The sequence below is a fragment of the Methylomagnum ishizawai genome, from assembly GCF_900155475.1.
Taxonomy (GTDB): domain Bacteria; phylum Pseudomonadota; class Gammaproteobacteria; order Methylococcales; family Methylococcaceae; genus Methylomagnum; species Methylomagnum ishizawai_A.
In genome coordinates this window covers 4,610,075-4,628,900 of the sequence record NZ_FXAM01000001.1, presented here as the reverse complement: position 1 = coordinate 4,628,900, position 18,826 = coordinate 4,610,075, and the positions used below count along the sequence as shown (strand labels likewise).

At 65.3% G+C, this 18,826-nt stretch carries 17 protein-coding genes and 3 pseudogenes; 10 read left to right on the top strand and 10 right to left on the bottom strand.

Annotated elements, in window-relative coordinates; all coding sequences use genetic code 11:
- The 4 genes and pseudogenes from B9N93_RS20855 to B9N93_RS26895 all read right to left on the bottom strand — a co-directional run.
- Window positions 1-358 (bottom strand): 3-methyl-2-oxobutanoate hydroxymethyltransferase (locus tag B9N93_RS20855; protein WP_254899451.1); only part of this gene is annotated, 358 nt, incomplete at its 3' end.
- 119 nt (window positions 359-477) lie between these two features.
- Window positions 478-812 (bottom strand): annotated as a pseudogene (gene folK, locus B9N93_RS26500) (2-amino-4-hydroxy-6-hydroxymethyldihydropteridine diphosphokinase).
- Window positions 813-949: 137 nt separating this feature from the next.
- A complete protein-coding gene (locus B9N93_RS26900; protein ID WP_368655823.1) occupies window positions 950-1,726 on the bottom strand; it encodes a hypothetical protein in 777 nt (258 codons plus the stop codon).
- Window positions 1,720-2,274 carry a hypothetical protein gene (locus B9N93_RS26895; RefSeq protein ID WP_368655822.1) on the bottom strand — a complete coding sequence of 185 codons (555 nt, stop codon included), beginning with the start codon at window positions 2,272-2,274 and terminating at the stop codon, window positions 1,720-1,722. The genes B9N93_RS26900 and B9N93_RS26895 overlap by 7 nt, the downstream gene beginning before the upstream one ends.
- A 237-nt stretch (window positions 2,275-2,511) precedes the next feature.
- Here B9N93_RS26895 and B9N93_RS20840 point away from each other — a divergent pair, with 237 nt between their 5' ends.
- Both B9N93_RS20840 and B9N93_RS20835 read left to right on the top strand, forming a co-directional pair.
- The gene (locus B9N93_RS20840) at window positions 2,512-2,712 is read left to right on the top strand and encodes a hypothetical protein (protein ID WP_085209720.1); all 201 of its coding nucleotides are present in this window, start codon (window positions 2,512-2,514) and stop codon (window positions 2,710-2,712) included.
- Between the two features lie 88 nt (window positions 2,713-2,800).
- Window positions 2,801-3,286: an FKBP-type peptidyl-prolyl cis-trans isomerase gene (locus B9N93_RS20835; RefSeq protein ID WP_085216116.1), complete on the top strand. Its 486-nt coding sequence runs from the start codon at window positions 2,801-2,803 to the stop codon at window positions 3,284-3,286.
- A 43-nt stretch (window positions 3,287-3,329) separates the two neighbouring features.
- On the opposite strand, the pseudogene rimO reads toward B9N93_RS20835, so the two are convergent.
- Window positions 3,330-4,642 (bottom strand): annotated as a pseudogene (rimO, locus tag B9N93_RS20830) (30S ribosomal protein S12 methylthiotransferase RimO).
- Between the two features lie 108 nt (window positions 4,643-4,750).
- Window positions 4,751-5,682, bottom strand: a pseudogene (gene msrP / locus B9N93_RS20825) (protein-methionine-sulfoxide reductase catalytic subunit MsrP).
- A 342-nt stretch (window positions 5,683-6,024) separates the two neighbouring features.
- On the opposite strand from msrP, the gene B9N93_RS20820 reads away from it, so the two are divergent.
- The 4 genes from B9N93_RS20820 (at window position 6,025) to B9N93_RS20805 (ending at window position 10,920) form a co-directional block, all read left to right on the top strand.
- Entirely contained in the window at window positions 6,025-7,011 is a 987-nt protein-coding gene (locus B9N93_RS20820) for a lytic transglycosylase domain-containing protein (RefSeq protein WP_254899450.1), read from the top strand.
- Window positions 7,012-7,302: 291 nt separating this feature from the next.
- The gene (locus B9N93_RS20815; protein WP_085216115.1) at window positions 7,303-9,606 is read left to right on the top strand and encodes a hypothetical protein; all 2,304 of its coding nucleotides are present in this window, start codon (window positions 7,303-7,305) and stop codon (window positions 9,604-9,606) included.
- 133 nt (window positions 9,607-9,739) lie between these two features.
- Window positions 9,740-10,318 (top strand): sigma-70 family RNA polymerase sigma factor, encoded by a 579-nt coding sequence (locus B9N93_RS20810; RefSeq protein ID WP_085216114.1) that lies wholly within the window; start codon window positions 9,740-9,742, stop codon window positions 10,316-10,318.
- On the top strand, window positions 10,315-10,920 hold the full coding sequence (locus B9N93_RS20805) for a cupin domain-containing protein (RefSeq protein ID WP_085216113.1): 606 nt from the start codon (window positions 10,315-10,317) through the stop codon (window positions 10,918-10,920). The genes B9N93_RS20810 and B9N93_RS20805 overlap by 4 nt, the downstream gene beginning before the upstream one ends.
- Before the next feature lie 24 nt (window positions 10,921-10,944).
- Here the strand turns inward: B9N93_RS20805 and B9N93_RS20800 are convergent, their stop codons facing one another.
- The 4 genes from B9N93_RS20800 to B9N93_RS20780 form a co-directional block, all read right to left on the bottom strand.
- Window positions 10,945-12,075 carry a HupE/UreJ family protein gene (locus tag B9N93_RS20800; RefSeq protein ID WP_085216112.1) on the bottom strand — a complete coding sequence of 377 codons (1,131 nt, stop codon included), beginning with the start codon at window positions 12,073-12,075 and terminating at the stop codon, window positions 10,945-10,947.
- Complete coding sequence (locus B9N93_RS20795) at window positions 12,072-13,241, bottom strand: hypothetical protein (RefSeq protein WP_125469091.1); 1,170 nt, start codon at window positions 13,239-13,241, stop codon at window positions 12,072-12,074. Before B9N93_RS20795 ends, B9N93_RS20800 begins: the two co-directional genes overlap by 4 nt.
- 63 nt (window positions 13,242-13,304) lie before the next feature.
- Entirely contained in the window at window positions 13,305-14,744 is a 1,440-nt protein-coding gene (locus tag B9N93_RS20785; protein ID WP_085216109.1) for a DUF4331 domain-containing protein, read from the bottom strand.
- Between the two features lie 111 nt (window positions 14,745-14,855).
- Window positions 14,856-15,581 carry a class II aldolase/adducin family protein gene (locus B9N93_RS20780; RefSeq protein ID WP_254899449.1) on the bottom strand — a complete coding sequence of 242 codons (726 nt, stop codon included), beginning with the start codon at window positions 15,579-15,581 and terminating at the stop codon, window positions 14,856-14,858.
- 101 nt (window positions 15,582-15,682) lie between these two features.
- Here B9N93_RS20780 and alaC point away from each other — a divergent pair, with 101 nt between their 5' ends.
- From alaC to B9N93_RS20760, 4 genes are all read left to right on the top strand, one after another.
- Window positions 15,683-16,867, top strand: coding sequence for an alanine transaminase (gene alaC, locus B9N93_RS20775; RefSeq protein WP_085216107.1), 1,185 nt, complete (start codon window positions 15,683-15,685; stop codon window positions 16,865-16,867).
- Between the two features lie 33 nt (window positions 16,868-16,900).
- Window positions 16,901-17,095, top strand: coding sequence for a DUF5397 family protein (locus B9N93_RS20770; RefSeq protein WP_085216106.1), 195 nt, complete (start codon window positions 16,901-16,903; stop codon window positions 17,093-17,095).
- Window positions 17,095-17,379 (top strand): virulence factor, encoded by a 285-nt coding sequence (locus B9N93_RS20765; protein WP_085216105.1) that lies wholly within the window; start codon window positions 17,095-17,097, stop codon window positions 17,377-17,379. Before B9N93_RS20770 ends, B9N93_RS20765 begins: the two co-directional genes overlap by 1 nt.
- Window positions 17,380-17,495: 116 nt before the next feature.
- Window positions 17,496-18,806 (top strand): homoserine dehydrogenase, encoded by a 1,311-nt coding sequence (locus B9N93_RS20760; protein ID WP_085216104.1) that lies wholly within the window; start codon window positions 17,496-17,498, stop codon window positions 18,804-18,806.
- Window positions 18,807-18,826: the final 20 nt, after the last annotated feature.

Below are 18,826 nucleotides of genomic sequence, written 5' to 3'. Positions count from 1 at the left end.
GCACCAGATAGCCGCCCAGCTTATGCACCGACTGCGGGCAACAGCCCGAGATGGGCGCAGACCGGAATATCCTCCCCGCCAGGCGCGGACGACTTCCAGGCGCTTGCGCCCGCCTTCCAGCTTCACCATCTGCACGCCCGCTCGCGCACCAGCCGGGCCGCGCTGTCCAGCGCCTGCCGATGCTGGCATAAGACATGAACGGCAAATCCGCCGCCAACACCGCCCGCCGCACGCCCCGCGCCGCGCAGGCCGCGTGGTACACCATCTGGTCCAGGGTCACGGGCAAGGTGCCGGAATGGCCCTGCACCACCCCCCAGGAATCGCCGACCAGGATCAAATCCACCCCCGCCGCGTCCATCACGGCGGCGAACGCGGCGTCGTAGGCGGTGAGGGGGCAATTTTTTCCCCCCGCGCCTTCATGGCGAGCAGGGCGGGGATAGTCAACGGTTTATCCATGGTGTTCCTCCTCGATCCGGGTCAAACCCCGCAAAGGACAATGCCGCGCCAATTCGGCCAGCGGACCCAAACCCGGAACTTCCAAGCCGGGGCGATTTCCAGCAAGGGATAGAGGACGAATTCGCGTTCGGCCAAGCCCGGATGGGGCACGGCGAGGCGGTCGCACTCCAAGGCTTGCTGACCATAGAGTAACAGGTCCAAATCCAGGGTCCGCGGCCCCAGCGCTCGCCGACGCCGCGCACCCGCCCGAACCGGGCCTCCACGGCCTGCAATTCGCGCAGCAACTCCAAGGGGGCCAGGGTCGTGCGGATCGCCATCGCGGCGTTCACGTATTCGGGTTGATCCTGCGGACCCATCGGGGCGCTGTGGTACAGGCTGGAAAAACGCCGTCTCGCGCACGCCGGGAATGGCCGCGACCTCGCGCCGCGCCGCCTTCAGGCGTTCGACGGGATCGCCCAGGTTGCCGCCGAAGCCGATATAGGCGAGGACGGGTTCAAGGGGTTGGGGTTGAGGCATCCTGTTTACGCGATTTGGCGCGGTTCCGTCGCTTGCGGGGTTTGGAACGGGCCGAAGCCTGACGGCGGCCGGTGCGGGTCATGGCTTTTTGCTCGGCTTCGGAGGCGGTTTGGAAGCGGGTCCACCAATCGGCGAGATCGGGATCGGCCTCGCCGGTCGCGGCCCGCAACACCAGGAAATCGTAGGCGGCGCGGAAGCGCGGATGGCCGAGCATGCGGAAGGCGCGGCCCGTGGTGTTTTCCAGCCGCGGTTGCAAGGACCACAGTTCGCGGATGGGCAGGGTGAGGGTGCGCGGGATGGCGATGCGCTGGACTTGGCGGGCGATGACTTCGCCGGCAGCGTCCTGATAGGCCAGCAGCGGGTTCTGGCCGCCCGCGATCAGGGATTCGGCCCGCGCCCGCGTCGGCTCCCACAGCAGGGCCGCGAACAGGAAATAGGGCGTGACCGGCTTGCCCGCGCCGATGCGCTGGTCGGTGTTCTCCAGGGATTTCGCCAGGAAGGTCAAGGGGAAGCCTTCCGGCTCCCGCCCCAGGCAACGCTCGGTGTCGGGGAACAGGGCGGCGAATAGCCCGTGCTGGCGCAATTGCTCGAAGGTCTGCACGGCGTAGCCGCCCAGGAACAGCTTGAGCATTTCGTCGTAGAGCCGGGCGGGCGGGATTTCGCCGAGCAGCCGGGCCAGCCGGGGCATGGGTTCGGCGCAATCGGGATGGATGCTGAAGCCCAGCTTGACCGCGAACCGCACCGCCCTCAGCATCCGCACCGGGTCTTCGCGGTAGCGCTGTTCGGGTCGTCGCCGATCAAGCGCAGGATGGCGGCCTTGTGGTCGTCCATGCCGCCGACATAATCGACCACCGAGAAATCCTCGATGTTGTAATACAGCGCGTTGACGGTGAAATCGCGGCGGAAGGCGTCGTCCTCGATGTTGCCGTAGGCGTTGTCGCGGAGGATGCGGCCATTGGCACGGACATGGGCGCCTTGGGAATCCTCGCCGCTCATGCTGCGGAAGGTCGCCACCTCGACGATCTCGTCGCCGAAATAGACATGGGCCAGCCGGAACCTACGCCCCACCAAGCGGCAATTGCGGAACACCTCGCGCACTTCCTCGGGCCGGGCGTCGGTCACCACGTCGAAATCCTTGGGTTCGCGCCCCAGCAGCAAGTCGCGCACGCAACCGCCCACCAGATAGGCCTGATAGCCGGACTGGCGCAAGCGGCCCAAGACCTTGAGCGCATTGTCGCTGATATGGCTGCGCGAAATGATATGCTCGGGACGCGGATAGACCCTGGGCCAGGTCGGCGCCACGGGCTCGGGTTCCGGCTCGGGTCGCGGCGGTGGCGGGGGCTGAACAGCTTTTTGACGAAGTCGATGATTGCCAGAGGAGTAACGCGCTGGTGGGAACGGCAGGAAGGCGGCATATTACCCTAGCCCGCCGACCCGCTCAACGCATCTTTGGAGCCAAGGCGGCCACCCCCCGGAGAATCCCGGCCCAGGGGAGGCGCCAAACCTGGACAGACCGCTTCATCTTGGGAGGATAGCGCCATGATCGAAAACGGGTTCGAGCCGATCAACCATTTCCTGCACACCCATCCGCATTGGATCGCGTATTTGGGCCTCTTATTGCGCCTGAAATGCGGGTTGCTCACCGTGCTGATGGGTTATTTCCTCTATCGGGTCTATACCGAACCCGCTCCGGCCCCGCCCCGGCGCGAATCCCGGTCCGATACCCATTTCCTGGCCTGAAAACCGCTTCCCGTCACCGGGAAGCGCTGTTTAGCCGAGGGAAAACCCGTTATGATGAAATTTTAACTTTCAAATCAAGGAATTTCCCATGCGGATCGCGACCCAAAAGGTAGTGCATATCCACTACACCCTGACCAACGACGAGGGCGAAGTCCTCGATTCCTCCCGCGACCACGGCCCCTTGGCCTATCTGCATGGCGCGGGGAACATCATTCCAGGCCTGGAAAACGCCCTGACCGACCGCGTGGTCGGCGATAGCTTCAAGATCACCATCGCGCCCGAGGACGCCTATGGCCTCCGCGACGACGACCTGGTGCAATCGGTGCCGAAGAGCGCCTTCCAGGGCGTCGATGAAATCTTGCCGGGGATGCAGTTCCAAGCCCAATCCCCGGAAGGGCTGCAACTCCTGACCGTCCTGGGCGTGGACGAAGACGAGGTCATCCTCCTGGACGGCAACCACCCCATGGCCGGCATCGCCCTGACCTTCGATGTGGAAATCACCGACATCCGCGATGCCACCGCCGAAGAACTCGACCATGGCCATGTCCATGGTGGCGGTGGTCATCATCACTGAGCCCCGCCGCGCGGACGGTCCTCCGGCCGTCCGCCGTCCTGTCCTAGCCGTCGAGATGCGCCCACATATCGTGTTCGTCGGCTTCCTCGATCACCACCTCGACGAACTCACCGACCTTGAGCTGGGTCGCGCCATCGATGAACACCTGCCCATCGATTTCCGGGGCGTCGGCCCGGCTGCGGGCGACCGCGCCTTCTTCCACCACTTCGTCGATCAGCACCATTTCCCGGCCTCCGACCCGTGCCTGTAGGCGTTCGGCGCTGATGCGTTCCTGCACTTCCATGAAGCGGGCCAGCCGGTCTTGTTTGACGGCTTCCGGCACCGGGTCGGGCAAGGCGTTGGCGGCGCCCCCTCCACCGGCGAATAGGCGAAGCAGCCCACCCGGTCGAGTTGGGCTTCCTCCAGGAAATCCAGTAATTCCTCGAATTCCTCCTCGGTCTCGCCGGGAAAGCCGACGATGAAGGTGCTGCGCAAAGTTAGGTCCGGGCACAGGCCGCGCCAGCGTTCGATCCGCATCAGCACATCTTCCGCCGCCGCCGGGCGCTTCATCAGCTTGAGGAGACGCGGGTTGGCGTGCTGGAACGGAATATCCAGATTAGGGCAGGATTTTCCCCTCGGCCATCAGCGGAATCACTTCGTCCACATGCGGGTAAGGGTAGACATAATGCAGCCGTACCCACACACCCAATCCGCCCAAAGCCTGGGCCAGATCGCGGAAGCGGGTCTTGAGCGGCTTGCCGCCCCAGAAGTCGGTGCGGTATTTCAGATCGACGCCATAGGCGCTGGTGTCCTGCGACACTACCAGCAATTCCTTCACCCCGGCGGCGACCAGGCGCTCGGCCTCGCCCATCACTTCGCCGATGGGGCGGCTGAGCAGATCGCCGCGCAGCGACGGGATGATGCAGAACGAGCAACGGTGGTTACAGCCCTCCGAAATCTTGAGATAGGCGTAATGGCGCGGGGTGAGTTTGATGCCCTCGGGCGGCACCAGATCGACGAAAGGATCGTGCAAGGGCGGCAAATGCTCATGCACGGTCCCGACCACGGCCTCGTAGGCGTGGGCACCCGTGATGCCGAGGACTTGTGGATGGCGGCGCGGATTTCGTCGGCGCGTTCGCCCAGGCAGCCGGTGACGATGACCTTGCCGTTCTCGGCCAGGGCTTCGCCGATGGCATCCAAGGATTCCTCGACGGCGGCGTCGATGAAGCCGCAGGTATTGACCACCACCAGGTCGGCATCTTGATAGGTGGGGGAGAGTTCGTAGCCTTCGGCGCGGAGCTGGGTGAGGATGCGTTCGCTATCGACCAGGGCTTTGGGGCAACCGAGGCTGACGAATCCGATGCGGGGTGTTTTCATGGGCGTGGGATACGGAGGGAAAAGGCGGCTATTCTAGCCCGCCGCCCGGACGGAACGCAGGGGAATCCCTGGCGGCTTCCCAAACGGAGCATGGGAAGCCGCGTGCCGCTAGAAATATTTCTTCAGGTCCATCCCGCCATAAAGCGGGGCGACCTGTTCGGCATAGCCATTGAATGGCAAGCTGGGGCGCTTCAAGAACTCGCCGATGCGGCGCTCCTTGGCCTGGCTCCAGCGCGGATGGTCCACCGCCGGGTTGACGTTGGCATAGAACCCATATTCGCCCGGCGCGGCGTCGTTCCAGGTGGTCTGGGCTGCTGCTCGACCAGCCTGATCCTGACGATGGATTTGGCGCTCTTGAAGCCATATTTCCACGGCACTACGATCCGCACCGGGGCGCCGTTCTGGTTAGGCAGGACTTCGCCGTAGAGCCCCACCGTCAGCAAGGTCAAGGGATGCATGGCCTCGTCCATCCGCAAGCCTTCCCGATACGGCCAATCCAACACGCGGGTGCGCTGCCCCGGCATTTGGGCGGCGTCTTGCAGCGTGGTGAATTCCACGAATTTGGCATTGCCGGTCGGCTCCACCCGCTTGAGCAATTCCGCCAAGGGAAACCCCACCCAGGGCACGACCATCGACCACGCCTCCACGCAGCGCAGCCGGTAGATGCGTTCCTCCAAGGGTGCCATTTTCAGGATATCCTCGATATCGAAAGCCTGGGCCTTGTGGACCTCGCCCTCCACCGCGATGGTCCAGGGCCGGGTTTTCAGGCCACCGGCGTATTGGGCCGGGTCTTCCTTGGCCGTGCCGAATTCGTAGAAATTGTTATAGGTGGTGACGGATTCGTAGGGCGTGGGTTTGTCGTCCACGGTGTACTGGCTCTTCCTGATCCCCGCCAGGGGAAGGCCCGCCGCGAAGACCGGGGGCAGCGCCGCCAGCGCCGTGGCGCCCAGGGTCATTTGCAGGAAACGCCTGCGGTCATGGAACAATTCCGGGGGGGTGATTTCCGAAGAACGGATGTCGGAGGGGCGTTGGATCAGCATAGGGATCGGGCCTCGGGGATGGGGGAAAGGGGCGCTTCAGGACGATTGGGACAACAACCGGGCGGCGTGAGTTTCCCATGGCCGTGGCGGCTCCAGCAAAAGGGCGCGACAAGCCCCGTCCGTAATTTACCGGCCGCCGGGCAAGCACTAGAATTGTCCCGGCGAGCAACCGGCTGATCGGCGTTTCCACGCGGGGCACCGGGTGCGACCGAGACCGCCTCCGGGCGCGAGAACCATCAGCCCCACCCACGCCTTCCGGGATGGGGATATACCGGGAACCCCCATGCTTTCCGCCTATCTACGCCACGGCTTCTTGCCGACGCTGCTGCTATTGCTGGCCGCTTGCGGCCATCAAACCCCCGCGCCCAAACCCAGCCCGGTCGGTATCCTCCACCCCCCAATCCCTACCGCGCCCTGCCCGACCACACCCGCCATTCCGGCGTCTTTCCCAGGCCCGCCGCGCTGGAAGCCCAGGTGGCGTTCTGGCGCAATGTCTATGCGACCTGGGGCCGTGCGGTGGTGGTCATCCACGACGACCGTTATCTCGACACCATTTACGAAGTCCTGGAATTTCCCGCCGTCGGGGAAAGCCTTACCGCCGACCAGAAAGCCTGGGTCGCCAACCGCCGCAGCTATTGGCAGGACCGCCTGTACGCCCTGGAAACCAAACTGGATACCGGCACAGCCCTGGACGCGGAAGACCGTGCCACCGCCATCCTGCTGACCGGCGGCCAGCGCCGCGACCTCCGCGCCATGGCCCACAACGCCGCCAAGCGCATCCGCTCCCAGCGCGGGATGCGCGAGCGCTTCCGGCGCGGCCTGGAAATCGGCGCCCGCTACGAGGCGCGGTTCCGCAAGATTTTCCGCGACAACGGCCTGCCCGAGGAATTGGCCTACCTGCCTCATGTGGAGTCCTCGTTCCAGGCGGCGGCGCGGTCCTCGGCGGGGGCGGTCGGCATCTGGCAATTCACCAAGGGCGCGGCGGAGAAATTCATGCCCGTGAACGGTGCCGCCGACCCCCGGCTCGACCCCATCGCCTCCACCCAGGGCGCGGCGCGGTACCTGAAATACGCCTATGCCAACATCGGCAACTGGCCGATGGCGATCACCTCCTACAACCACGGCATCAACGGCATGAAACGCGCCCGTGGCCGCTACGGCCATGATTTCATGCGCATGGTGGAAGAATACGACAGCCCCTTGTTCGGCTTCGCTTCGCGCAATTATTACGCCGAATTCCTGGCCGCCCGCGAAATCGCCAGCCAGCCCGAGCGTTATTTCTCGGAATTGGCACCGGGCCTCCAAACCCCGGCGGAAAGCCAGCCCTAGGGTGGATTGGCGAATCCCGCCGCCGCCCGGCTTGGTAAAGCCCCTTATTACTGTGCTTTGTATCGACGATACAAGCCGATACAGAGTGGGTTTGACCGGACCCGGCGCTATACAGGATTATCCTAATCCCACCGTCGTCTGCACCTACGGTGGGTTTAGGCCGGTTCCAGCCCCCCTTTGGAACCGGCTTTTTCATGCCCGTAGCCCCAGGCGGTTTGCCCGCCACGCCCTGGCCAAATCCGGCCCATCTTTCCTATCCTTGCCTGACCCGCGGCTTCCCCAACGATCACCATGCCTGCATCCTCCCTCCGTTGTTTCCTGGTTTTGGCGGCGCTTGCGATCAATACCGCCACCGGAGCCACCCCGTCCAACACTGCCGCCGAAGCCGCCGCCCGGTGGGCTCCACGCGGCCACTACCCCAGATATTTCCTGGGCGAGCAAAGCTATTTCACCGTGGTCGGTGCCGCCGCGGGCGATCGGGAAGGTTTGCTGAACAAGGAAGGGACTTTGGAAGTGGACCGGGCGGCGTTTTCCATCGAGCCGTTTTTATATGCCCAAGGGACTTTGACGACCTGGAACGAGGCCGCGCCCAGCCCCTCCTTGGCGCTGGGCTATCTGCCGGTGCCCTCGGTGGCTTGGCGGGGGCGGAATCTCGTCCTGGATATTACCGCCTACGCGACAGACGGCGCGGAAGCCGCGCTCTACGCCCGCTACCGGGTCGAAAACACCGGCCAGGAGCGGCAACGGGCAAAGCTTTGGTTGGCGCTCCGACCCTTCCAGGTCAATCCGCCCTGGCAATCGCTGAACATGGTCGGCGGCGTGGCTCCGATCCACGCGATCCGGCGGGAAGGGCCGTTGATCCGGGTCGATGGGCGGACCGTGGTGGCGCTGACGCCGCCCGACCGTTTCGGAGCCATGGCCCAGGGGGCGGGTCCGCTGATCCGCGCCCTGGCCCGGAACAAGCCGCCGCGTGGAACCCAAGCCCACGATCCCCAGGGCCAAGCTTCCGCCGTCCTCGCATACGATCTCGACCTAGCGCCCGGCGCGGCGCGGGACGTTTATCTCGCCGTACCGGACCTGGACCCGGCCACCTTCGCCGACACGGCCCAGGCGCGGTCGGGCCGGGGCGGGGATTTCGCCCACGCCGCCCTGCAAGCCAGCCTGGACCATTGGCAGGCCAAGCTCTCCCGCGCCGAATTGCTCGGCCCGCCCGCAGCCCGCGGCCTGCTCGACGCCGTGCGTAGCAACCTGGCCTATATCCTCATCAACCGCGACGGCCCGGCGCTATTCCCCGGCAGCCGCGCCTATGCCCGCAGTTGGGTCCGGGATTCCACCGTGATGGCCTCGGCCCTGCTGGGCATGGGCTACCCGGACACCGTGCGGCGTTTCCTGGCATGGTATGCCGGATTCCAGTACCCGGACGGCAAGATTCCCTGTTGCGTGGACAGCCGTGGCGCGGACCCCACGCCGGAGAACGACAGCCCCGGCGAATTCATCCACGCGGTCTACGAATACCAGCGCTACACCCACGACTTGGGTTTGGTGCGCGACCTGTGGCCCTCGCTGGTCAAAACCGTGGCTTATATCGAAGCCTTGCGCGCCCAGCGCCTGGTCCCGGACTATCGGACGCCCGACCGGCAAGCCTTTTACGGCCTGCTGCCGGAATCCATCAGCCACGAGGGTTATTCGGCCCGTCCGGTGCATTCGTTCTGGGATGATTTCTGGGGCTTGCGCGGACTGGCCGACGCCACCGAACTGGCGCGGCGCTTGGACGCCCCGGAAGCCGCCCGGTTCGCCGCCTTGCGCGATGCTTTCCGGGCCGACGTCTACGCGGCGCTGAAACTCACGATGGAACGGCGCAATATCGGCTACCTGCCGGGTTCGGTGGAACTCGGGGATTTCGATTCCAACGCCACGGCCATGATCGTGAACCTGGGCAGCGAAGTACCGAACCTGCCGCAAGACGCCTTGCGCCAGACCTTCGACGAATATTGGGCCTATTTCCAGAAGCGCCGGGCCGGTCAATTGGACTGGGACGCCTATACCCCCTACGAAGTGCGGACGGTCGAGGCGCTGGTGCGGCTGGGCCGTCGCGAGCAGGCTTTGGCCGTGCTGGATTTCCTTTTGGCCGGCCAGCGTCCGAAGGCATGGAATCAGTGGGCCGAAGTGGTCTGGCGCGACCCTCAAGCGCCCAAGTTCATCGGCGACATGCCCCATGCTTGGATCGGCGCGGAATTCGTGAAGGCCGTGCGGAGCTTTTACGCCTACGAACGCGACAGCGACCACGCCCTGGTGCTGGCGGCGGGCATCCCCAAGGACTGGCTGGAAAGTGAAAGCGGCGTGGGCGTGCGGCGCTTGCCGACCGGATTCGGCGTCCTCGACTACACCCTCAAGCGCGGCGGCGATGGGACATTGCGCCTCAGCCTCGGCGGCGATATGACCGTGCCGCCCGGCAAGTTCGTCATCCGGCCGCCGCTGGACCGGCCCGTGCGGGCGGTGTGGATCAATGGCCGGCCCAGCCCGGCCTTCACGGCGGACGCGGTGACGGTCGGGGAATGGCCGGCGGAAGTGCGGATCGAAACCGGCGGGCCGTGAAGCGCCGGGATAGCGTCGCGGCGTCGCATTCCGGCCCACCTCCTTGGCTTACACTAGGCCGACCACGGCGGCCCGCTGGATTCCCACATCCAACCGGCCACCGCGTCCGTAAGCTTATCCAAGGAGAACGCACTTGCCGGAACCGCGCCCTGACGCCGAACTCCAAAGCTGGCTGGCGGCCATCGCCCAGGGCGATGAGGCCGCGTTCGCCGCGTTCTACGACGCCACCAGTGGCAAGGTCCACGGCTTGATCCAGCATATCCTGAAAGACGAAGCCCTCGCGGAGGAAACCACCCTGGACACCTATCTGCAAATCTGGCGCGAGGCCGGCAGCTATCGCGCATCGCGGGGTTCGCCCTGGGCCTGGCTCATCCTGCTCGCCCGCAGCCGGGCCATCGACCGCTTGCGTTCGCACAAGTCCAACACCGCGCTCCTGGACGACGAGCCTTCGGAATCGCTGCCCGATCCCCACCAGTTCCCACCCGAGGAACAAGCCGCCGCCGACCAGCGCCAAGCCCTGGTGCGGAACTGCCTGGAACAATTGCCGCCGGTCCAACGCCAATTACTGGCGCTGGCCTTCTTCCAGGGCTTGAGCCATAGCGAGATCGCCGAATATAGCCGCTTGCCGCTGGGCACGGTCAAAACCCATATCCGCCAAGGGCTGGGCCGGCTGCGCGAACTGCTTGGCGGGCGGGAGGACGGGCTGTTATGAGCGATACCACCGACGATTGGGCCGGTCTGGCCGCGCTGCATGCGCTGGGTTTATTGGACGGGGAGGAGCGCTCGCGCTTCGAATCCCGCTTGCAAGACGACGCCGCCGCCCGCGACGAACTGGTCCGGTTGGCCGAAGCCGCCGCCGCGCTGGGCGGGCTCGCGCCCGAGTCGCCGCCGCCGCCACGCCTGAAACAACGGCTGTTGGCGGCCATCCGCGCCGAAGCAGCCCCGCCGCCCGCCCAGGTGGCCCTGAGTCCCGGCATCGCCGTGGTTTTCGCCGGGCGCATGGATTGGCAAGAGACCGGCCTGCCCGGCATCCGGGTGAAAACCCTGCATTTCGATCCGGCCCGCAATTACGCCAGCAATCTGGTGAGCATGGCGGCGGGCAGCGTCTACCCCCGCCATTGGCACGCCCAAACCGAGGAGCTTTTGATGTTGTCCGGCAGTATCACCCTGTCCGGGTACCGGCTCGGCCCCGGCGATTATTGCCGCGCCGACCCCGGCACCTTGCACGAGGAAGTCCATGCCGAGACCGACTGCACCTTTCTGGCCTTGGTCGGGTTGGACAACCAGTTCCGGCCCGCGCCCGCGCCAAGCTGAGCATAAGCCCAAACCGAAAATGCCCTAACTTGGGAAGGATAGAAGCTTGAGGTCGAAGCCGCGCTCCACCAGCCATACACCGGCCAACAGCGCGATGGCGGCGGAACCCCAGCGCAGGACGGCGGGTGGATACCAGGGCGAACGGCTCAGGCCATAGGCCAGGGGCAGGAATCCGGCCACCAAGACCAGTTGTCCTGCTTCCACCCCCAGGTTGAACCCCGCCAAACCCACCAAGCGCACAGCCGGGGGCAGGCCCAGGTCCAGCAACACGCTGGCGAACCCCAGCCCATGCACCCAGCCGAACAAGAACGCCAACCGCGTCCGCCGCCCATGCAGCAGCGGGAAGATATTGTTCAAGGCGGCGGCGACCACCGAAGCGGCGATGGCCGCTTCCACCCAACGCGAGGGCAAGGCCAGATACCCCAGCGCCGCGAGGCTCAAGGTCAGGGAATGGGCCAGGGTGAAGGCCGTCACGATCCGCACCGCGTCCCATAGCGCGTCGCGGAACCTGGGCGCGGGTCGCCACGCCCCCGCCTCGCGCACCAGCACGGCGGGCAGCAACAGGCTCAACAAAAACAAGATGTGGTCGTAGCCGGTCCAGATATGCCAAACCCCTTCCGCCACATACTGGACGAAGCCCCGCCACGGTGTGGATGCGGGTTCGAACACCTGCCGCGCCGCCATGGGCGCGAACACCGCCGTCTGCGTGGTTCCGTCCGCCGTCAGCCGCAGCAAGCCCCGGTGCTGCGGGTCCAGATCGAACAACAGCCGGTATTCCACCGTCAGCCGCTCCGGTCCGGCGGCGCAATGGGCGGCGAAGCCCAGCACGGCATAAGTCCCGTCGCTGTGGTGGTCCACCCGTATTTTCCCCGGTTCCAACGGGCAAGGCCGGTTCCCGGATTCCAGCTTGAGCCGGGCCAGGGCGTAGGACTGGATCGCCGCCGCCCGGCGGCGTAGCTCGCCCCAGGTGATCGTGCCATCGTCGTCGCCATCCAAGCCCACCGCCTCGTCCAGGTCGCGCAAAGCGATATCCCAGCGTCCCGTAATGCCCGCCGCCGTGGTCTCCAAGCTCAAATAGCTGTCACTGGCCTTATGGGCCAGGGCGGCGGCGGCAACCAGCCAGAGCGCGAATACCCAAACCATAAGCCGGATCATCGGGCACCTCCCGCCAGGGCGGCGACCAGGGGCGCGAGCCGGGCATCCTGGAGTCCGCTGCGGGCCAGGAAATCCAACACGGGCCGGGCCGCTTCCGGTTGCCGGGCGGCCTGGGCCGCTTCCAACACCGCCCGCGCATCGCGGGGTTCACGCTGGACCGACCAATTGGCCTGGGCCAGCCGCAGCGCCGCCGCCGGATCGTGGCCGATCCGCAGGGCGTAGCGCGATTCCTCGCCCAGATGGCTGGCATCGCCCCGCGCTTGGTTGGCGGCATAGCGGGCCGCGAGGTCCGCCGCGTGGCCCGCGAAGCCGGAGCGCCCCAGGCGTTGCTCGGCCAAGGCCAGCCGCAACAGCAAGCCATCGGCGCGGGCCTGTCCTTCCAGCAATCCGGCCACCTCGGTGGGCCGGTCGTGGTCCAGCAGGAAATCGGCATAGGCCGCCCACAGATAGGGACTGCGCCGTCCCAGGCCCAAAGCGGCGCGGTAATCCGCCTCGGCCTGGTCGGCATGGCCCAGGCGCTCGGCCATTTCGGCCAGGGTGGTCCTTGCCCACAATAATTCGTCGGCATCGTCCGTACCGCTGTTTTCCACCGCCGCCCGCAGTTGTTTATAGGCGGCTTCCCCGCGCCCGGCGAGGCTGGACACCGAACCCAGGCATACCGTCGCGCCCAGGGACGTGCCCAAACCGGCCAAGGCCCAGCAACTCCGTAACGCCGCCGGATAATCGCCTTGCACCTCCAGGATCGCGGCGCGGGTTAGCCAAGCTTGGGCCGAGCGGGGATCGCGCCGCACAGCCGCGTCCAAATCGCGCAGCGCCGCCGCGAAATCATGGCGGTTTTGCAGCAAGGTCGCCCGTAACACCCACGCCTCGGGCGGCGGGTCGGGCCGTTCCAGCCAAGGCGTCAATACCGCCTCGGCATGGCCGTAATAACGCGGGTCGGCCTCGGCCCGGCCCAGGGCGATATAGCGCCGCGCCAAAGCCAAGGCCGGTCCTGGCCCGTTCGGCTGCGCCGCCAATTCCGCCCGCGCCCGGCGCAGTTCGCGGCGCTCGGCCCCGGCCACCGGCAGGCGTTCCAGTACCACGGCATCTTCCACGGGGATATAAGGCTCCGCCGCCGCGCCCAAGCCGTACAGCGCCAAGACTAGGCATGCACCCCTCAACAGCATTGATCTTCCTCCTTGGGGAGAACGGGGTCCGCGCCGCGCTGGCGCGGACCCCGTCCGCTCAACTCAGCACGGATTGGCCTTGGCCTCGCCGCAATCGATATGGCGGCGATTGCGGCCATCGTAGGGCGTGGGCAGATAGGGGAACTCGGTGTAGATACCGCTGGCGGTCAGGTGGGAACCCTTCGCGCCGACGTTGAAATTGACCCCATCGCCCAGGGCCGGTACCGGCCCGGTCAAGGCGCCCGCCACCACCCGCAGCACGATATCGGTCACGTCGTCGTTGGGACGGCGGCCATTGGGGAAACCGGCCCCGTCGCCCGCCAAACCGCCCAGGCGTTGCTGCTGGCCGGGCGGGGTCGGCATCGCCCCGAGGTTCAAGCGCAGCAATTCGGAACAAGGATTGGCCTTGGTGCAAGCACCGGGCTTTTGGCCGGGATAGCGGAGTAGCGCCTGGACCAAATCGGTCCGGCCCGTGGTCGGGAAGCCGGTCCCGAACGCCAGATTGAGCAAAGCCGCCACCCTGGAATTCAGATAGAAATCCAGGAATTTGGCTTCCTTGTCGGGGTCGGTCATGTTCCAGGCATCCTTCATGCCGGTGCCGATCACCAATTCGTTGACCAAGGGATTGCCCATCCGCGCCAATGGCCGGAGTTCGCCGGTCGCTGCGACCCGGCTGGTCGAGGCATACACACCGATGACCGCGTCCGGGTCGCCACCGAGTTGACTGATCGGCACTTCCAACGCGATGCTACTGACATTGAAGCCGGAGAGCATATCGTTGCCGAAGGGATTCCTGGTCCGCTCCGCGTCCTGGTCCGGGCTGAGGATGGGGGCTTGGCGGAAATTCAGGGTATCGAAAGTCGCGCCCAGATCGATGTAGAAGGTTTCCTCGCGCTGCCCGGCGAAAGCCTTGCCCCCGCCCGCCAGCGCCACCACGCCTTCCGCCGCCAACGCCTCGTAATCGGGCATGGTGCGCGGCCCCATATTGGAAGGCACGGCGAATCCACCGCCCACCGGGGTGGGGACGCCGTTGACGAGGCGGGTCACGGTGTAGCTCTGCCGCAGGCCCAGCCCTTCCGAACCGGGACCGTCCAGATGGCGGATGGCGGGCGGCAAACCCGGCACCGTATCCACCCCGGCGAAGGACAGCGGCAGGTCGTCGAACGGCGGCCTCAGCTCGGTGGTGAACCTGAGCTGATAGACGATATCCTCGGCCTTGCCGTCCCGGTTGGTGTCCAGGTGGAATTCATAGACCAGGGCGGGATCGAAAAAGAAATAATTGGGTCCGGCGCCGGGTTCCTGGGCCGGGATCACATTCATGATGAACACCGCGTTGGCGGGATTCTTCCAACTGCGGAAGGCGTAGACATCGGTGATATCCGCCGCCGGTTGCTGGGCGATCAGGGGCGCTTCGCGGTGGCTGGCGGCCTGGGCCGGTGTGACAACCATCCCGGCCAGCAGCAGGCCCGCCAGGCAGGACGGCAATAAACGCGCATGGAACATAAAGACCTCCGTATTTCGATAGGTGGATCAGTGGACTGCGTCCACATCCCCCTATACGGAGACCAGGGCCGGATTGGATTGAGCGGAACCGTGAAAAAATGCCGATAACGCTCAAATATTTCGCACCGCCGCCTCCGCCAGCTTACGAATCAAGGGCATGGCGGCGGTGTCCACCGTTTTCCCCACGGCGATCAGCCCGTCCTCGTGCCCGCCCATGGCGATGACCCGCGTTTCCGGCTGTCGCAGCAAGGCTTCGACCGCCAGCGCCATCGCGGGCGTACCGTAGGCGATGGCCGGATCGGTGACGGGGAGGCCCAAGCCCGCCGCCCGCCGCCACAGTTCCGGCGCATGCACATGCAGCACGCAGCCTATTCCCGGAGCCGCCCGGTACACGGCGGCATGGGTCAGCGCCTCCGACGAGGGCCGGATCGGTCCTTCCGCCGTCAAGGCGTTCCGCTCCACATCGAAATCCGTGACCCAACAATAATGCTCCGCCGTTAACCGCTCGATACCGCCGGTCTGGGTGCCGCTGACCAGGAAACGACAGCCCTCGGTCCGCAGGCTGACATTACCGTAGGCCAAGCCGCCATAGCGGGCGGGGTCCAAGCCCGTCAACCCCAGCTTGAACAGCAAGCCGCGCCAAGCGTCCAGTTCGGCCAGGAGCGCCCAGTCCGGCGCGGGCGCGGGCGTGAAATCGATGTGGTATTTGACCACCCCTTCGGTGGCGGCGGCTGGGTCGGGATGGTGCATGGCGGGATAAGGGTTCCGGGAAAGCCCGCAACGGTAGCCGATACCTGCCGCCAAGGAAACCTCGCGCACCCTCCCCAAACTTGCCATGCCATCCCGCCCGTTGACAGCCCATGGCCGCGTCGGTAGCTTTAGCCGCTTGGCTTCAAGCCAGCGTTTTTCCTAGAAATCCCACCTCTAAAGAGTCCCGCATGGAAGAATTCCAACGCATCAAACGCCTGCCGCCCTACGTCTTCAACATCGTCAACGACCTCAAGGCCAAGGAGCGGGCGGCCGGGGTCGATATCATCGATTTCGGCATGGGCAATCCCGACCGCGCCACGCCCCAGCACATCGTCGATAAGCTGGTCGAAGTCGCCCAGAAAGGCACGGCCCATCGCTATTCGGTGTCGAAAGGCATCATCCGCCTGCGGAAGGCCATTTGCGGCTGGTATCAACGCCGCTTCAACGTCGATCTCGACCCCGATTCCCAGGCCATCGTCACCATCGGTTCCAAGGAAGGTCTGGCCCATCTGATGTTCGCCACCCTGGGGCCGGGCGACGCGGTGCTGGTGCCGAATCCAGCCTATCCCATCCACCCTTATGGCTGTGTGCTGGCCGGGGCCGATGTGCGGCATGTGCCCTTGCTGCCCGGTGTGGATTTCTTCGCGGAACTGGAAAAGGCCATCAAGACTTCCTGGCCGAAACCGAAGATGCTGATCCTCAACTTCCCCGGCAATCCCACCACCCAATGCGTGGAACTGGATTTCTTCGAGAAGGTGGTGGAACTGGCCCGCGAGTACAAAATCTGGGTGGTCCACGATATCGCCTATGCCGATATTGTGTTCGACGGCTATGTCGCCCCGTCCATCCTGCAAGTGCCGGGCGCGACCGATGTGGCGGTGGAATTCTTCACGCTCTCCAAGAGCTACAACATGCCGGGCTGGCGCGTCGGCTTCATGGTCGGCAACCGCGAATTGGTCGCGGCGCTCGGGCGCATCAAATCCTACCTCGACTACGGCACCTTCACCCCGATCCAGGTCGCGGCCATCACCGCGCTGGAAGGCCCGCAGGATTGCGTCGCCGAAATCTGCGAACTCTACCGCTCCCGTCGCGATGTGCTTTGCACCGGCCTTAACAACATCGGCTGGGCGGTGGAAAAACCCAAGGCCACCATGTTCCTGTGGGCGCCGATCCCCGAGCAATATAAGCCTCTCGGCTCCCTGGAATTCGCCAAGAAGATGCTGCTGGAAGCCCAGGTGGCGGTATCGCCCGGCATCGGCTTCGGCGAATACGGCGACGACCATGTCAGGTTCAGCCTGATCGAGAACGAACACCGCACCCGCCAGGCCATCCGCGGCATCAAGAACATGATGCGCAAGGACAGCGCGGCATAACCACGCCATTGCGTTTCATCATTGGAGGTCATCATGCAAACCGCTTTCCCGCACCCCGAAATCATCGGCAGCTTCCACCAATTCGGCCCGTTTGGTATTCCCTACCAAGTCCTGCGCCCCGAGCGGGAAACGGGCGCAGGATGGACGGTTGAAATCGAGATACCGGAAACCGGCGAACGCTTGGAATACAGCCTCGATGCGGTCTTGAACGATCCCGAGGCTCGCTGATGTTCGCCATCGCTTTCGATTTGGTGGTCAAGAACACCGCCCAGCATCATCCCAAAGGCGTCCCGGCGGCTTATGCCGACATCGGCGCGGCCTTGGCGGATTATGGTTTCCGCCGGGTGCAGGGTAGCCTTTACGTGTGCGACAACGAGGATATGGCGAACCTGATGGATGCGCTGGACGCCCTGGCCCTGTTGCCCTGGTTCCCCCGCTCCGTGCGTGATATTCGGGCTTTCCGAGTGGAGCAATGGTCCGACTTCACGGCGCGGATCAAGCGGAAAGCCTAAATTGTCGTAGGACGGGTTAGCGATGTGTAACCCGCCGAATGGACCCAGAATCCAGGGGGGGCACGACCCGCCCCCGCTAAAACCAAACCCTCAGCCCAAAGCCAGGAGAATCCAGCTTGAAACCCGTAAAAATCGGCCTGCTCGGCCTCGGCACCGTCGGCGGCGGCACCGTCCGCGTCCTCAAACGCAACGCCTCCGAAATCACCCGCCGGGCGGGCCGGGACATCCAGATCGTCGCCGCCTCGGCCCGTTCGTTGGACAAGGCCCGCATCTGCGATACCACCGGCATCCGCCTCACCGCCGATCCTTATGAAATCGTCAACGACCCCGAGATCGACATCGTGGTCGAACTCATCGGCGGCCTCGACCCCGCCCAGGATTTGGTGCTGCAAGCCCTGGACGCGGGCAAGCACGTCGTCACCGCCAACAAGATGCTGATCGCCCTCCACGGCAACGAAGTCTTCGCCAAGGCCCGTGAGAAGGGTGTGATGGTGGCGTTCGAGGCGGCGGTGGCGGGCGGCATCCCCATCATCAAGGCGCTGCGCGAAGGCTTGTCCGGCAACACCGTGGAATGGCTGGCCGGGATCATCAACGGCACCTGCAATTTCATCCTGACCGAGATGTGGGAGAAGGGCCGTGATTTCGGCGAGGTGCTGAAGGAAGCCCAGGCGCTGGGCTATGCCGAGGCCGATCCGACCTTCGACGTGGAAGGCGTGGACGCCGCCCATAAGCTCACCATCCTGGCCTCCATCGCCTTCGGCATTCCGCTGCAATTCGCCAAGGTGTATATCGAGGGCATCAGCGGCATCACCGCGCTGGACGTGACCTATGCGGAGGCTTTGGGCTATCGCATCAAGTTGCTAGGGATCGCCCGCCGCACGGCGGAGGGGATCGAACTGCGGGTGCATCCGACTTTGATCCCGGCCCGCCGTTTAATCGCCAATGTCAACGGGGTGATGAACGCGGTGTTGGTGAAGGGCGACGCGGTGGGACCGACGCTGTATTACGGCGCGGGCGCCGGGGCCGAGCCGACCGCGTCCGCCGTGGTGGCCGATATCGTCGATGTGGTGCGGACCCTGACTTCCGACCCCGACAACCGGGTGCCGCATCTGGCGTTCCAGCCGGGGGCCATCGCCGATATTCCGGTGCTGCCCATCGAGGCGGTGGAGACGGCGTATTACCTGCGCCTGAGCGCCGAGGACAAGCCGGGCGTGCTGGCCGATGTGACCCGCATCCTGGCGAATCACAACATCAGCATCGAGGCCATCATCCAGAAGGAAGCGCCCCAGGGTGGAAGCCAGTTGCCGGTGATCCTGCTGATCCACAAGGTGCGCGAGCGCGAGTTGAATGAAGCCGTGGCGCGGATCGAAGCTTTGCCGACGATTGGGGGCAGTGTGAAGCGGATCCGGTTGGAAACCTTGGGGTAGCCTGGGTTATCGCCCGCCAC